Annotated in this window: 16 protein-coding genes; 7 read left to right on the top strand and 9 right to left on the bottom strand. The window is 60.0% G+C overall.

The features are described 5' to 3' along the window. Positions 1–351: 351 nt before the first annotated feature. Both MHH62_RS27385 and MHH62_RS27380 read left to right on the top strand, forming a co-directional pair. The gene (locus MHH62_RS27385; protein WP_003188116.1) at positions 352–672 is read left to right on the top strand and encodes a hypothetical protein; all 321 of its coding nucleotides are present in this window, start codon (positions 352–354) and stop codon (positions 670–672) included. 151 nt (positions 673–823) lie between these two features. Then, complete coding sequence (locus tag MHH62_RS27380) at positions 824–1456, top strand: TetR family transcriptional regulator (RefSeq protein WP_003188114.1); 633 nt, start codon at positions 824–826, stop codon at positions 1454–1456. Positions 1457–1461: 5 nt separating this feature from the next. Here the strand turns inward: MHH62_RS27380 and MHH62_RS27375 are convergent, their stop codons facing one another. Next, positions 1462–1968, bottom strand: a complete 507-nt coding sequence (locus MHH62_RS27375; protein WP_014716696.1) for a C40 family peptidase — start codon at positions 1966–1968, stop codon at positions 1462–1464. Positions 1969–2307: 339 nt separating this feature from the next. On the opposite strand from MHH62_RS27375, the gene ureE reads away from it, so the two are divergent. From ureE to MHH62_RS27350, 5 genes are all read left to right on the top strand, one after another. After that, complete coding sequence (ureE, locus tag MHH62_RS27370; protein ID WP_060767962.1) at positions 2308–2808, top strand: urease accessory protein UreE; 501 nt, start codon at positions 2308–2310, stop codon at positions 2806–2808. Then, positions 2805–3479, top strand: a complete 675-nt coding sequence (locus MHH62_RS27365; protein WP_060767961.1) for an urease accessory protein UreF — start codon at positions 2805–2807, stop codon at positions 3477–3479. Before ureE ends, MHH62_RS27365 begins: the two co-directional genes overlap by 4 nt. Positions 3480–3493: 14 nt before the next feature. After that, positions 3494–4108, top strand: a complete 615-nt coding sequence (gene ureG / locus MHH62_RS27360) for an urease accessory protein UreG (protein WP_014716693.1) — start codon at positions 3494–3496, stop codon at positions 4106–4108. 22 nt (positions 4109–4130) lie between these two features. Further along, complete coding sequence (locus MHH62_RS27355) at positions 4131–4703, top strand: HupE/UreJ family protein (RefSeq protein WP_014716692.1); 573 nt, start codon at positions 4131–4133, stop codon at positions 4701–4703. A gap of 176 nt (positions 4704–4879) precedes the next feature. Beyond that, positions 4880–5989, top strand: coding sequence for an AGE family epimerase/isomerase (locus MHH62_RS27350; protein WP_073453158.1), 1110 nt, complete (start codon positions 4880–4882; stop codon positions 5987–5989). Positions 5990–6097: 108 nt separating this feature from the next. On the opposite strand, the gene MHH62_RS27345 is transcribed toward MHH62_RS27350, so the two are convergent. The 8 genes from MHH62_RS27345 to MHH62_RS27310 all read right to left on the bottom strand — a co-directional run bounded on the left by MHH62_RS27345 (position 6098) and on the right by MHH62_RS27310 (position 15567). Then, positions 6098–7003, bottom strand: coding sequence for a cation diffusion facilitator family transporter (locus tag MHH62_RS27345; protein ID WP_014716690.1), 906 nt, complete (start codon positions 7001–7003; stop codon positions 6098–6100). Between the two features lie 180 nt (positions 7004–7183). Beyond that, complete coding sequence (locus MHH62_RS27340) at positions 7184–7951, bottom strand: SDR family oxidoreductase (RefSeq protein ID WP_014716689.1); 768 nt, start codon at positions 7949–7951, stop codon at positions 7184–7186. An 822-nt stretch (positions 7952–8773) separates the two neighbouring features. After that, entirely contained in the window at positions 8774–9490 is a 717-nt protein-coding gene (locus MHH62_RS27335) for an ABC transporter ATP-binding protein (protein ID WP_003188103.1), read from the bottom strand. Further along, complete coding sequence (locus tag MHH62_RS27330; protein ID WP_003188102.1) at positions 9487–10362, bottom strand: ATP-binding cassette domain-containing protein; 876 nt, start codon at positions 10360–10362, stop codon at positions 9487–9489. The genes MHH62_RS27335 and MHH62_RS27330 overlap by 4 nt, the downstream gene beginning before the upstream one ends. Further along, positions 10359–11636 (bottom strand): high-affinity branched-chain amino acid ABC transporter permease LivM, encoded by a 1278-nt coding sequence (gene livM, locus MHH62_RS27325; protein ID WP_014716688.1) that lies wholly within the window; start codon positions 11634–11636, stop codon positions 10359–10361. Before livM ends, MHH62_RS27330 begins: the two co-directional genes overlap by 4 nt. A 2-nt stretch (positions 11637–11638) precedes the next feature. Beyond that, positions 11639–12553, bottom strand: a complete 915-nt coding sequence (locus MHH62_RS27320) for a branched-chain amino acid ABC transporter permease (RefSeq protein WP_003188099.1) — start codon at positions 12551–12553, stop codon at positions 11639–11641. Positions 12554–12772: 219 nt separating this feature from the next. Beyond that, positions 12773–13909 carry a branched-chain amino acid ABC transporter substrate-binding protein gene (locus MHH62_RS27315; protein WP_005784282.1) on the bottom strand — a complete coding sequence of 379 codons (1137 nt, stop codon included), beginning with the start codon at positions 13907–13909 and terminating at the stop codon, positions 12773–12775. A 374-nt stretch (positions 13910–14283) separates the two neighbouring features. Beyond that, on the bottom strand, positions 14284–15567 hold the full coding sequence (locus MHH62_RS27310) for an FAD-binding oxidoreductase (RefSeq protein WP_201913755.1): 1284 nt from the start codon (positions 15565–15567) through the stop codon (positions 14284–14286). Positions 15568–15621 lie beyond the last annotated feature (54 nt).

Here is a 15621-nt window from a genome sequence, read left to right as displayed (position 1 = left end):
GGACTCCTGAATACGACTGGCTGGGCAACAGTCTTTTAAACAGCTTATAGGACTACGACTGGCAAAGTGCCTGGGGGTTTAACGCAACGGCGGATTTAGCCGAAAAAAGCGATTTTCCTGATCAACCAGACAATTTTCCCCATCGACGACGCACCATTGTTACCCAGGTTCGTGTCGAAAATACCCACATCGGTGCAAAGCCGCGGGCTTGAGAGGCTCGATCTAGAGCCTCCCGCGAGAACAATCAATTCTGTTGATTATTACCATTGTGTTTATGAACTTTTATATCGACTTATCAAGGGTAACATTAGCCCTGTACCCACTTTATCGCCCTCCCTAGGAGCAACCATCATGAAACGCCAATTACTCGCTACCGTTCTGTTATCTGTCCTGGCTTCCAGCGCCTTTGCCCTGCCAGCTGCCGAACAGGCCACCCCACAGAACAAAGCCCAAGCCGTGCAAACCAGCCAAACCGTGGCTCGCAGCGGTTCGCAAGAAGACGAAAACCGTGATTACGCCAAAGGCGCCGTAGCTGAAAATGGCTACAACCGTCTGCAAGAGAAAGGTTTGGTCGAAGGCGGTGCTGAACAAGCCAACAAACGTGCCTACACCGAAGGCGTTGCTGAAGGCGGTGCCGACCGTCTGCAAGAACTGCATCAAGCACAGAGCTAAGCCTGTGGTGGCCCAGAAAAAAGCCCGATCTGCCGATCGGGCTTTTGCTTTTATATAGACCGCGTCACGCCCCGCCCCTGCCAAGTTCGACGCCGGCAAAGCGCTTTTGCTAGAGTGCGTCGCTGTACTTGCCGACAAAGCTCATCCGCTCATGCTGCCCCGCGCCGAACAGAAGCAACAGACCCGCCTCGCCCTGATGGACGCAGCCCGCCATCTGATGGAGTGCGGCCGTGGGTTTGGCAGCCTGAGCCTGCGTGAAGTGGCCAAGACGGCGGGTATCGTGCCCACCGGTTTCTATCGCCATTTCGCCGATATGGACCAGTTGGGGCTGGTACTGGTCAGCGAGGTCGGCCAGACCTTTCGCGCCACGATCCGCCTGGTGCGCCACAACGAATTCGTGATGGGCGGCATCATTGATGCCTCGGTGCGCATCTTTCTCGATGTGGTTTCGGCTAACCGCTCTCAGTTCCTGTTCCTGGCTCGCGAACAGTACGGCGGCTGCCTGGCCGTGCGCCAAGCCATCGCCGCCCTGCGCGAAGACATCACCCGCGACCTGGCCGCCGACCTGACGCTGATGCCCAAACTCCAGCACTTGGATGCCGAAGGTTTGCATGTGATGGCCGACCTGATCGTCAAGAGCGTGTTCGCCACCCTGCCCGATATCATCGACCCACCGGCCCACGCCCTGCCGGCCCACCTTACGCCCCAAGCGAAAATCACCCAGCAACTGCGCTTTATCTTTATCGGCCTCAAGCATTGGCAAGGGCTGGGCAGCACCGAATAAAGCAATCAACCCGCCGTGTGGAACCGTTTGGCGGTGGTGTAGTGCTTGTTCCAGTAGCTATTGCTCAATGAATCGATACGAATGGTTTTGCCGGTGCGCGGCGAATGAATGAATTTGCCGTGGCCAATGTAAAGCCCGACATGGCTGACCTGGCCGCGCCCGTTGCCTTTGAAAAACACCGCATCCCCAGGCTTCAACGCATTGCGCTTGATGGTCGCCGCCGATGAACGGTGCATGGCCGTGGTGGTGCGCGGTATCTGGATATTGGCCTGGGTCTTGAACAGGTACACCAGGAAGCTGCTGCAATCGAAGCCCTGCTCCGCCGAGGTGCCGCCCCACTTGTAGGGCGTACCGAGCAACTCATGGGCGCGGTCGATCACGTCGTCGATGGAAGCCGGCTTGAGGCTTTGCAGCGACGAGCCGAAGCTGGCGCGGGGCTGAAAATTGGCCGATGCCGATGAAATAAAGAAGGTCAGGCTGACCAGGCATATACAGAAAATTGATCGAAGCATGATGAACGTCGCGGTGGTATTAAACAGGGCGCATAGCCTAAAGAACCCTCAGGTAATCTCATGAACTCCAAATCCTCATGATTCGTAGGACAAATCCTAAAAACTGCCTACAGAGAAAAAGATGAAAGAAATTTCATCAAGACAAGCGCCTCCATCAACGCAAAACGCCCTTCGCCGGTGCTATAAACCTCGCCACGCACCAAATTGATTCACGCACTGAATTATCTGACGCCCTATTGAGCAGCATGCCTGCCTGACTACAGGGAATTCCGACTCAATTCCGTGATTGGCAAGCCCCTTGCTCTAGGTCTTTCATCGCTCACAGCTGGAAGCTCTCTGATGCTGGTGATACATCGCCGAATCGCCCCCCAAGCCCTCTGGGCCGCCGAGTTGCTGCTCAATTACGAAGCCCGCAGCAAAAGCCGCCTGCGCTGTTTCAGTGCCGACGGTGAAGACGTCGGCCTGTTTTTGGAGCGGGGCCAGCCGCCCTTGCACGATGGCGAATTCCTACAGGCAGAAGACGGACGCGTCGTACGGGTGTACGCCCGCCCTGAACAACTGCTGCATGTCACCTGCCGCAACGCGTTCGAGTTGACTCGCGCCGCCTATCACCTAGGCAACCGCCATGTAGCCCTGCAAGTCGGTGACGGTTGGCTGCGCCTGCTCGATGACTACGTGCTCAAGGCCATGCTTGAACAGCTGGGTGCCGATGCACAGACCATCGAAGCGCCGTTTCAACCCGAGCACGGCGCCTATGGCGGCGGCCATCATCATTCGCGCCATGGGGATGAAGACTTCAACTACGCCCCCAAGCTGCATCAGTTCGGCGTACGTCTATGAACCCAGCCTGGGCGCTTCTACGCCTGGCCAGTCCGCAATTGCCGATTGGCGGCTACAGCTATTCCCAGGGCCTGGAAATGGCGGTGGACAACGGCCGCGTACAGGATGCCGCGAGCGCCCGACGCTGGATCAGTGACCAGTTGCTGCTCAACCTGGCGCGTTTCGAAGCACCGCTGTTGCTCGCCCATTGCCGCGCAGCCATCGAGCAGGACTGGGCACAACTGGCGCAGTGGTGCGACGAGCATCGCGCCAGCCGTGAGAGCTGGGAGCTGTATCAGGAAAGCCGCCAGATGGGCTACTCCCTGCAACAGTTGCTCAACGGCTTGCCGGAACTGGACGACAGCGCCCGTGACTTTCTCGCTCAACGCGACGAACCGCACCTGGCCCTTGGCTGGGCCTTGGCCGCGCGCGCCTGGCACATCAACGCCGACGACGCCCTCGCCGCCTGGCTGTGGAGCTGGCTGGAAAACCAATTGGCCGTGCTGATGAAAACCCTTCCACTGGGCCAGCAAGCCGCCCAGCGTCTAACCAGTGAACTGCTGCCGCTGCTGCAACAAGCCCAGCAGGATGCCGAGCGCATTAACCCTAACCATTTGGGCAGCGCTGCTTTTGGCCTGTCCCTGGCGTGCATGGCCCACGAGCGCCAGTACAGCCGCCTGTTCCGTTCCTGATTCTGGAGAAGCACATGAACACACAACCCCTGCGCGTCGGTATCGGCGGCCCGGTAGGCTCGGGCAAGACCGCCCTGACCCTGGCCCTGTGCCTGGCGCTGCGCGATCGCTACAACCTGGCGGTGGTGACCAACGACATCTATACCCGTGAAGATGCCGACTTCCTGGTGCGCAACCAGGCCCTGGCGCCGGAGCGCATCATCGGCGTGGAAACCGGCGGCTGCCCACACACGGCGATTCGCGAAGATGCCTCGATCAACCTGGAGGCCGTGGACCAACTCAACCGTCGTTTTCCGGGCCTGGACCTGATTCTGGTGGAGTCCGGCGGCGACAACCTGTCGGCCACCTTCAGCCCGGAACTGTCGGACCTGACCATCTATGTGATCGATGTGTCTGCGGGCGACAAGCTGCCGCGCAAGGGCGGGCCTGGCATTTGCAAATCCGACCTGCTGGTGATCAACAAAATCGACCTGGCCCCGCTGGTCGGCGCGTCGCTGGACCTGATGAACAGCGACACTCAACGCATGCGCAACGGCAAACCCTTTGTGTTCAGCAACCAGAAAACCGGGGTCGGCCTGGATGACATCGTCGCCTTCATCGAACGCCAGGGCCTGCTGACCGCCGCCTGATCAACCCATAAGGAACCTGTCCATGAGACTCAACAGACTTTTCGCCGCCGCCGCGCTGCTGCTCGCGCCTGCCCTGGCCTTCGCCCATCCGGGCCATGGCGACAATGGCCTGATGGCCGGTATCAGCCATCCCCTGGGCGGCCTCGATCACTTGCTGGCCATGCTTGCGGTAGGCCTCTGGGCGGCCCAACAAAAAGGCGCCGCGCGCTGGGCGCTGCCATGCACCTTTGTCGGCACCATGCTGATCGGCGGCGTGCTGGGTTTTGAAGGGCTGCAACTGCCGGCGCTGGAAAGCGGGATTGCTGCTTCGGTGCTGGCCTTGGGCCTGGCGGTAGCATTGGCGGTGCGGCCGCCGCTGTTCGTGGCCGTGGGCGCCACGGCGTTGTTTGCGCTGTTTCATGGCGTGGCCCATGGCCTGGAACTGCCGGATATGACCAGCCCTTGGGCGTATGCCGCTGGGTTTGTGGGGGCGACCGCGGCGTTGCATGCAGCCGGTTATGCAGTCGTGCGCTTTTTGCCAGCTGCTGCTGCACCCTTGGTGCGAGTGGCCGGGGCGGCTTCGGCGGCGACTGGGGTGTGGTTGCTGGCGGGCTGATTTGCGGCACTGCTGAGGGCCTCTCGTTCCCACGCTCCGCGTGGGAACGCAGCCGAAGACGCTCTGCGTCCCAAAGCATGACGCAGAGCGTCATAAAATGCATTCCCACGCAGAGCGTGGGAACGATCAGCCTGCTACCATGCGCGCCTACACCCCTGCCGTGACGACGCCAGCCAATGCCCATCGCTTCCCCCTCTTCCCTGACGCCTGTGCTCACGCACTTCCATGACCTGATCGTGCCTCTCTGGCAAGGCCCGGGCTGGAATGCCGACCTGGCACTGCCCTTTGAGGCCCTGGACGCCGACCACCAGCCACTGCCCCCCCAGCGCTATCGCGCCATGGCCTGCGCCCGGCAGCTGTACCTGTTCGCCAGCCTGATCGGCGAACCCGGCGCGGCTTTCGCCGAAGAACGTGCGGCAGCGCTGTTTCGCTCCCTGCAACGGCACTTCCATGATGCCGAACACGGTGGCTGGTTCTATAGCATCGACCCCGCCGGCCAGCCGCTGGACAAGCGCAAAGACCTCTACACCCACGCCTTCATTATTTTTGCCTGCGCCCATTACTGGGCCAAGATGCGTGAGCCGTTGGTGGAATCGGTGCTCAACGCTGCCCTGGAAGTCGTCGCCCAACGTTTTGCCACCGGTGACGGCTTGTACGAGGCCGTACTGGAGCGCAACTGGGCCTCGCTCGACTCCGGCCCGTTGCAAAACCCGTTGATGCACCTGGCCGAAGGTTTCCTGGCCACCCTCGCGGTGCGTGAGGACGCCCAGGTACAAGCGGCCCTGCTGGCACTGGCGACGGCCATGCAGCAACGTTTCATCGACCGCGAGCACGGCGTGATGATGGAAAAACCTGTGGGCGCTGTGGATAACTGGTTTGAGCCGGGGCATCAGTTCGAATGGTTCTTTTTGCTCGAGTCTTCAGCTGCGCTACGCGGCACCGCGCTGCATGGCTCGCTGACACGGGCATTTGCCTATGCCGAGCAAAAGGGTGTGGATAAGTTAAGCGGGGCGGTCAGCGGCATGCTTGCGCTGGATGGCACGGTGCGCGACGGTACCCAACGGATCTGGGCACAGGCGGAGTACCTGCGGGCGTTGACCTTGCGGCCAGGCAGTGAAGCGGTGCTGCAGCGTCAGTTGCAGGCGCTGCAACAGCGCTTTTTGCATGCCAAGGGTTGGCATGAATGCCTGGATGCCGAGGGTAAGGTGAGCCGACGGGATATGCCTTCGACTACGCCTTATCATTTGGCGACTTGCTATCAGGGCTTGGTCCAGCATCTGGGCTGACCTGCTGGGCCCATCGCAGGCAAGCCAGCTCCCACAGTTGATAGTGTTCGCACATTTAAATGTGGGAGCTGGCTTGCCTGCGATAGCCTCACCTCGCTCTAACAGACTTTAGGCAATCCACTTGCGATCCCCGGTAAAACTGATCGTCAACCACCGCGCCGCATCCGCCGCCCCAAGCCCTGTGGATATCTCTTCCCGCAGCCCATCGAGAGTCGCGACGTTATCCACCGGGTAATTCGCTGGCAGCACCACATGAATTTCGATAAACCGCGCACGCCCGTGCTTCTGCACATAGGACACATAGTCGTCGAAACCATGCTTGGCCTGCGCCGCGTCCATCACTTCGCGAACCTTGTCGTCCAAGTGATCCGGCGCGATGCCCAACACTTCGCGCAGCGCCGGGCGCAGGATCTTGAATGCCGGCGCCAGCATGCTCAGGGCCAGCAGGATCAGAATCAACGGGTCCACGTAGACCGCCCACTCGCCATAGCCCTGGGACTTGAGCAACAGTGCGGCCAGGAAGCTGATCAGCAAGCCCACCGACAGCATCGCGTCCACCAGCCAACTGATGTTGTCGAACTGGATCAATGACGATTTGAGTGTGCGATTGCGGTAGCGCACATAGAAGAAGTAGGCGAACTCCACGACGGTAAACACCGCCGCATAAATGATCACCAGCCCCAACTCGATTTCGCGCCCGCCATTGATAATGCCGAACACGCCATTGAGGAACGCGTAGATGGCGATCAGCAGCAGGAAACTGCCTTCGATCAACAGCACCATTGGCTCCAGGTGCCAATAGCCGAACTGGAAACGCTCGTTGCTTTTCTTGGCGATCAGCTTGGCCGTGATCAGCATCAGCACCTTGATGGCGGTGGCGATCAGCGAGAAAAAGCCGTCGAACAGAATGGATTGGGCGCCGGATATCACACCCGTGACAATCCCGGCGATCGCGACTGCGAACATCAGGATAGTCGATTGTTTGAGCAGTGCCTGCTCACCTCGGTTACTCACATTGCCTCCTGTCAAAACCTTTAAACCGCTGGGTGCGGTGGGGTTTTCAGGCGGGCAGTGTACCTTATGCCGCATTTTGGCCGATTTGCCGCCATCGCAGGCAAGCCCCCTCCCACATTTGGATGTGTGAATACCGTCAAATGTGGGAGCTGGCTTGCCTGCGATGGCAGCGACGCGGTCTTAGCCTTTGGCCCCACGCTCAATCGCAAACCCAGCCCAGGTCTGGCTCACCGGCATCAACTCCAGGCGGTTGATGTTCACGTGCGCCGGGGTGTTCATCACCCAGAAAATCGTATCGGCAATGTCCTGCGGCTGGATCGGCTCGGCACCTGCGTAGGTGGCGTCATAACGCGCCTGGTCACCGCCGAAGCGCACCAGGGAGAACTCGCTTTCACACAAGCCCGGCTCGATATTGGTCACGCGCACGCCGGTGCCTTGCAGGTCGCAGCGCAGGTTCAACGAAAACTGCTTCACGAACGCCTTGGAACCGCCATACACATGGCTGCCCGGGTACGGGTAGTTACCGGCGATGGAGCCCAGGTTGATGATCCCGGCCCCGCGGCCATGGGCAATCAGGCGCGGCAACAGCAGGTTGGTGGTGGTCAGCAGGCCCTTGATGTTGGTATCGACCATGGTTTCCCAATCGTCGAGGTCGCACTTGGGCGCAGGGTCGGTGCCCACGGCCAGGCCGGCGTTGTTGATCAGGCCGCGCAGCGTGGCGAACGACGGCGGCAGGTTGGCGATGGCCTCCTCCATGCCTTTGCGGTCGCGCACATCCACCACCAGGCCATGCACTTCGGTCTGCTTGGAAAGCTCTTGGACCAAGGCATTCAAGCGCTCGGCACGACGACCGGTGAGCACCAGTTTCCAGCCGGCCTCGGCAAAACGACGGGCACAGGCTTCGCCGAAACCTGAAGTAGCGCCAGTGATAAACAGCGTGTCGGACATGGTGTTCTCCTTGCGGGCATCGGGAAAAAAACAGCCAGCAGAATGCCCTTACGCCGCGTTTGCGGCAACCGCTGTGCACACACGCGCATGCTTGACTGATCACTTTTTAATCAAGCGACGCAAAGCCTTATAAACCGTAGCTTGCAGCCATATGCGCGCAGGTTATCCACAACTGCGCCCACAGTCTTTGGGGGCAAGTGCAAACGGCTCAAAGCCACTGTGTACAAGGGTTGCAGGCGGTTTTATAAAGTTTTTTGCTTGACCTGGGCAAGCGCCTATGTAGCCGGCGACAAATGCTGAAAAACACAACGATGGCTCCAGGCCAGTCATTGCGGCCCCTGCGCGCGTCTTTCCAGAGTTTAATCACAGACTTATCCACAGGCCGGAACGACTTATTTCGTTCATATACCTGTGTCTTTAAACAGGTTGACAAACCCTTGAGACGGTCGCGAAAAACACACTGATCGAAAAACAACCAACACGCTACAAGCCACGTGGTTAAAGGCTTTCAGCCAGCTACTCCCACGTTACCCACAGCCGGTTCCACAGTGGATGGGGACAAGTCAAAACTGTGACAAAACAGGGATTTGCGGCGACTATATGTCGCGCTTTTGAGGTGGGCTGGATTTGTTTTCCACAATTTGGTTGAGCGCTTGTGGACATCGCAAAAACAAATGTGGGAACCGGCTTTGGGTGGGAGCTAACTTGCCTGCGATGCGGCCACCTCGGTATGTCAGCTAAACCGAGGTGATGCTGTCGCGGGCAAGCCCGGCTCCCACATAAGGCCCGGTTCCCACAGGGTTGATGCGCCTGGATCTTAGGTCAGTGGCCGCCCAGGTAGGCGTTGCGCACGTCCTCGTTCACCAGCAACTCCTTGCCGGTGCCGGTCAGGCGAATCTCACCATTGACCATCACATACGCTCGGTCCGACAGGCGCAGCGCATGGTTGGCGTTCTGCTCCACCAGGAAGATGGTCATACCGGTGGACGCCAGCTCGCGCAGGGTGGAAAAGATCTGCTTCACCACAATCGGCGCCAACCCCAGGCTTGGCTCATCGAGCAGCAACAGCTTGGGCCGGCTCATCAGCGCACGGGCGATGGCGAGCATTTGTTGCTCACCACCGGACATGGTCATCGCCCGCTGGTTGCGCCGCTCCTTGAGCCTGGGGAACAGCTCGAACATGCGTTGCATGTCCTCGCTGGCGAACTTGTCGCCAATGGGGATAGTGCCCATCAGCAGGTTTTCCTCGACGGTCATGTCGGGGAACACCCGCCGCCCTTCCGGCGACTGCGCAATGCCGTTGGAAGCGATGTAGTGGGACGATTTGTGGGTAATGTCGACGCCGTTGTAGAGGATCTGCCCCGACTCGGCCCGAGGCTGACCGAAGATCGACATCAGTAACGTGGACTTACCCGCGCCATTGGAGCCGATCAGGCTGACGGTTTCGCCTTCGTTGATGTGCAGCGAGACTTTTTTCAGGGCCTGGATCGGGCCGTAGAACACGTCCAGGTCCTTCATTTCGAGGATAGGTGCACTCATACCAACTCCTCTTCATCCGCGCCCAGGTAGGCGGCGATCACTTTCGGGTCGTTGCGGATCGCATCCGGGCCGCCTTCGGCGATCACGTTGCCGTGGTCCAGCACCACAATGTGGTCGGAAATACTCATCACCATGCCCATGTCGTGTTCGATCAGCACCACCGTAAGGTCGTGTTCGTCGCGCAGCAGGCGAATCATCGCGCTGAGGGCTTCGGTTTCCTGTGGATTGAGGCCCGCTGCCGGTTCGTCCAGGCAGATGATCTGCGGCCGCGTGCACATGGCGCGGGCGATTTCCAGGCGGCGCTGCTGGCCGTAGGAGAGCTCGCCGGCCAGACGGTTGGCGCAGTCCACCAGGTCGACTACTTCCAGCCAGTAGAATGCGCAGTCCAGCGCATCGCTTTCGGCCTTGCGGTAGCCTTTGGTATTGAGGATGCCGGCAAGCATGTTGCGGTTGACCCACATGTGCTGGGCCACCAGCAGGTTTTCCAGCACCGACATTTCCTTGAACAGGCGAATGTTCTGGAAAGTGCGCGCCAGGCCGGCACGGTTCACCAGATGGGTGCCGCCGAACATCTTGTAGTACACGCGGCTGAGGAAGCTTTTGGGCGAGACAAAGTCGGTGGCCTCAAAGCGCTCACCCAGCAACTGAATGACGTTGGTTTGCTTGCCCCGCACGTTGAGCTCGATCTTGCCGCCACTGGCTTTGTAAAAGCCGGTGAGGCAGTTGAACACCGTGGTCTTGCCGGCGCCGTTGGGGCCGATCAGGGCGAAGATCGAGTTGCGTTTGACCTGTAGGCTCACATCACTGAGGGCCTTGATGCCCCCGAAGTGCATCATCAGGTGTTCGACAGACAGCACGACTTCCTTGCTCATGGCGCTACCCCCTTGCGTGGCGTCACACCGGTACGACTAATCCGAATCAAGCCACGCGGTCGCCAGATCATCATCACCACCATCAACACCCCAAACAGCAGCACACGGTACTCGGAAAAACTACGCAGCAGTTCCGGCGCCACGGTCAACACGAACGCTGCGATCACCACGCCGACCGTCGAGCCCATGCCGCCCAACACCACGATGGCGAGGATCAACGCCGACTCGAAGAAGGTAAACGACGATGGGTTGACGAAGCCCTGGTAGCTGGCAAAGAACACCCCGGCCAAACCGGCGGTGGACGCGCCGATGGTGAAGGCCGAGAGTTTGACCAGCACATGGTTCAGGCCCATGGAACGGCAGGCGATTTCATCTTCGCGCAGGGCTTCCCAGGCGCGACCGACCGGCATGCGCGTCAGGCGATGCTTGATGTACAGCACGGCCAGCACCACCAGAAACAGCACGATGTAGATGAACATGAACTTGATGTTGGGGTTGTAATCGATGCCGAAAAACTCGTGAAACGGAATGCCGCCATCCTTCGCACGCTTGCCGAACTCCAGGCCCAGGAAGGTCGGTGACGGCACGGGCATCCCGTTCGGGCCGCCGGTGAACGACAGCCAGTTGTTGAGCACCAGGCGTATGATTTCACCAAAACCCAGGGTCACGATGGCCAGGTAGTCACCGTGCATTCGCAGCACCGGGAAGCCGAGTATGCACCCCGCCAACGCCGCCGCGATGGCCGCCAGTGGCAGCACCGTCCAGAAGCCCAGGCCCAGGTATTGATAACCCAGCGCCAGGCCGTAGGCACCGATGGCATAGAACGCCACGTAACCCAGGTCGAGCAGGCCCGCCAGGCCCACCACGATGTTCAGCCCCAGGCCGAGCAATACGTAGATCAGCCCCAGGATCACCACGGTGAGCAGGTACTTGTTGGCAAAGATCGGGAACACGATGGCGATCACGATCAACGCCGGGATGATCCAGCGCAGCCGCGACTTGTAGTCCGGTGGCAGCACGTGCACGCCGGAGCCGCTGCTCTCGAACCCCTGCAGGATCTTCACGCCCTTGGAAGTTTGCAGGAATAGGCTCAAGGCAAAGCGCCCGGCCATCACGATAGCGACCAGCACGGCAACCCGCGCAGGTTCCAGGTTGAAGCTGTAGCCGTCGAGCACCACGCCGACAATCGGGCCGAATACGATCAGCGAAATCAGCCCCGCGAGGACCGTATCGACCACACTTTTCTTGATATCAATGGATTTGGCAGCAGACATGTTTACACCTTCGCCACAAGTGGGCGACCAAGCAGGCCCTGGGGACGGAAAATCAGAATCACCACCAGCAGGGAGAAACTGAACACGTCTTTGTAGTCAGAGTTGATCAACCCCGAGAACAGCGACTCGGAGATACCGAGGATGATCCCGCCCAGCATCGCCCCAGGCAGGGAGCCGATGCCGCCGAGGACCGCCGCGGTAAACGCCTTGATGCCGATGATGAAGCCGGCATAGAAGTCGAAGGTGCCGTAGTTGAGGGTGATCAGCACGCCGGCCAGGGCAGCCATGGCTGCGCCGATGACGAACACGTAGGAGATCACTCGGTCGGTGTTGATGCCCAGGATCGAGGCCATCTTGCGGTCTTGCTGGGTGGCGCGGCACATGCGGCCGAGCTTGGTGTATTTGATGATGTAGGTGAGCAAGGCCATGCCGGCGAACGCCGCCACGAGGATGAACACTTTGGTGTAGGTCAGTTGCACGAACCCGGTGCCGATATCGACGCGCCAGGCGCCGGCCAGCAGGGTGGGAATGCCTTGTTGCTTGGCGCCCTGGGCGATCTGCGCGTAGTTCTGCAGGATCAGCGAGATACCGATGGCGCTGATCAGCGGTGCCAGGCGGGTGGAGTTACGCAGGGGTTTGTAGGCGACACGCTCAATCACCCAACCGTACACGCCGGTGACGACTACGGTGAAGATCAAGGTACCGAGAATGAGCAGCGGGAAGGATTCGATGCCGAAGTAAGCCAGCAGTGCCAGACTGATCGCCGCGAGGTAAGCGGAAATCATATAAACCTCGCCGTGGGCGAAGTTGATCATGCCAATGATGCCATAGACCATTGTGTAGCCGATGGCGATCAGGCCATAGACCGACCCGAGGGTCAGGCCGTTGACCAGTTGCTGCAGGAAAATACCATCCATAACGCAATCTCACGCGGTGAGCACCTGCACACCGGTGGGTGTGCGGCGCTTCTGGAGGAAAAGACAGGTTTGTTGCAATAGAGCAGGCAACCAGGCCCTCTGTGGGAGCTGGCTTGCCTGCGATAGCGGTTTCACATTCAACACAGGGTTGGCATTGAGTCCGTCATCGCGGGCAAGCCCGGCTCCCACAGGGATCAAGGTGTTCAGGCCGTCGCGTTATTACTTCTGCTTTTCCAACTGATGGTATTTGCCGTCTTTGTCCCACTGGTAAACCACGTAGTCAGAGACTTTCAGGTCGCCCTTGGCATCCCAGGCTTTTTCGCCCATGACGGTTTTAACCGGGTTGGCCTTGAGCCACTTGGCAGCGTCTTCGCCCTTGTTGGACTTGGCACCGTTGAAGCCGGCGGCCAGGGCCTGGATCGAGGCGTAAGCGTACAGGGTGTAGCCTTCAGGCTCGGTACCGTTCTTGCGGAACTCTTCCACGACCGTCTTGCTGTCTGGCAGCAGGCGCGGGTCGGCGCCGAAGGTCATGTACACGCCATCAACGTACTGCGCGCCGCCGGCGGTGGCTACCAGTTCGTCGGTGACCACGCCGTCATCGGACATGAACTTGACGTCTTTGAGGCCCGCTTCGCGGATCTGGCGCACCAGTGGGCCGGCTTCCGGATGCAAGCCGCCGAAGTACACGACGTCGGCGCCCAGGGAACGGATCTTGGTAACCAGGGCGCTGAAGTCTTTCTCGCCCCGGGTCAGGCCCTCTTCCAGCACCGGCTTGACGCCGCGCTTGGTCAACTGCGCAGCGGTGGCGTCGGCCAGGCCTTTGCCGTAGGTGTCCTTGTCGTTGATCACCGCGACTTTCTTGCCCTTGAGCACGTCGACGATGTAGTCGCCGGCGACGATGCCTTGCTGGTCGTCACGCCCGCACATACGGAACATGGCGCCCAGGCCGCGTTCGGTCACTTGTGGGTTGGTGGAGCCTGGGGTGATGGCGATGATGCCCGCTTCGTCGTAAACCTCAGACGCCGGGATGGTGTTGGAGGAGCAGAAGTGCCCGACCACACCGATCACTTTGTCCTGGTCGGCCAGGCGGTTGGCCACGGCCACGGCCTGCTTGGGTTCGCAGGCGTCATCGCCCGCCACCAGCTTGATCTGCTCGCCGTTGATGCCGCCGGCCTTGTTGATAACGTCGGCTGCCGCCTGGGCACCCTTCATGTACTGCTCACCGAAAGCGGCGTTGGCACCCGTCATCGGGCCCGCCACACCAATTTTCACATCAGCTTGAACAAACGTAGAAACACCCAGCGCCGCAGCAACGGCGAGGGCCAGAAAACCTTTCTTGTAAAACGTCTGGGACATGAGTGGTGCTCCGATATTTTTGATTTTTGGCACGACAACTTGCATTCAAACTTTTCACTGAAAGCTCAGAGCAAGCCGCGTGCCATTACTTTTTTATTCTTCAAAAAGACACGGTGTCATTGTTATTACAGGCGTTTCGACGCCTTTTGCCAGGACGTGCAACCGTCTAGCGTCTACGGGTGCAACCAGCACTGCAAAAAAGTACAACCCTGGTAGGTCGCACCTGCAACCACAGGCATAAACGACAGTTCCTACAGCTGTAACAATGTGCGTAACGGAACTGCACATTTACAGTGCGTGATTGCTACGACTTGCACCAATACAGATGGGTAGCCTGCTAAGAAAACGCAGGCTTCTGAGGAGTATTTCGCTGATCAGATCACGATCCTCAGGCATTGCCCGGCGTGATAGAGCGAGAAGCCGGCTTCATACAGGCAACTGCGCAGGCCCACAGCGGCCAGAGGTTGCATAGGGGCAAAAGGGATCGGTAAGGCTTGGGGGTCCTGGTGACACAGGTAGTCGGCAAACGCCTTGCCCACTACGCTGCCGGTGGTCACCCCGCGCCCGTTATAACCGGTAACCGCCACCAGGCCGGGGGCCGGTTCGAACAGGCGCATCAAGTGGTCGGGGGTGAACGCGATGCAGCCGGTCCAGGTGAATTCCCATTGCACCGGTTTGAGGTACGGGAAGTAGTGTTGCTGCACCCGATCGGCCCATGCCTTGAGGAACCACGCCGGCTTCTGGTTGCCGTTACCCAGGCTGCCCAGCAACAGGCGCCCGTCGGCATCGCGGCGAATACTGCTCAGGACCTGGCGCGTGTCCCACGAACCCTGGCCGCCGGGGAGGATCTGTTTGGCCGCGTCATCGGTCAGCGGCGCCGACGCCACCTGGTAGTAATAGCCGGGGAAGAAGTTACGCCGCAGTTCAGTCCATTCGCCTTCGGTGTAGGCGTTGGAGGCGATCACCACCTGCGCGGCCTGCACCGCGCCCTCGGCGGTCTGCACCGACCAATCGGCGCCTTGGCGTTCAAGCTGGGTGACCGGGGAATGATCGAACAACTGCCCGCCCAACGCTGCGGCGGCATTCGCCAACCCAGTGGTGTAGGCCATGGGGTTCAAGGTGCCGGCGCGCCGATCCAGCAATGCGGCGGCGATTTTCCGAGTACCGGTGGCTTGCTCGCAAGCCTGGCCGGTGAGTAACTCAACCGGTGCGCCACGGCGTTTCCACTGCTGCTCACGGCTGCGCAAATCCGCCTCGCCACGGGCGTTGTGCGCCATGTGCAAGGTGCCTTCACGGCGCAATTGGCAGTCGATGTTGTACTTGTCGATCAGGCTGAACACCAGGGACGGCGCCGCACCCAACATGCGGTTGAGCTGGCTGCCCACCGCCGTGCCGAAACCGGCCTCGATCTCGTCCGGTGGAATCCACAGGCCGGCGTTGACCAGCCCGACGTTGCGCCCCGAACCACCGTGACCGGTGCGATGGGCCTCCAGTACGACGACGCTTTTACCCTGTTCCAGCAAATGAATGGCCGCCGACAAACCGGTGATGCCGGCGCCGATCACGCACACATCCACCTTGACCGCGCCCTTGAGCGCGGCTCGGTCGGGACGGCCTGGGGTGAGGTGTTCCCATAAACATGTTTCGCGCAGTGCCATTGCCTGACTCCGGGATGAATTCACCACCGCTCGTTCCCACGCTCTGCGTGGGAA

The organism is Pseudomonas sp. FSL L8-0168 (assembly GCF_037976155.1).
GTDB lineage: Bacteria > Pseudomonadota > Gammaproteobacteria > Pseudomonadales > Pseudomonadaceae > Aquipseudomonas > Aquipseudomonas paracarnis.
The sequence above is the reverse complement of the archived record's forward strand: the minus strand, read 5'-3'. Positions and strand labels throughout refer to the sequence as shown.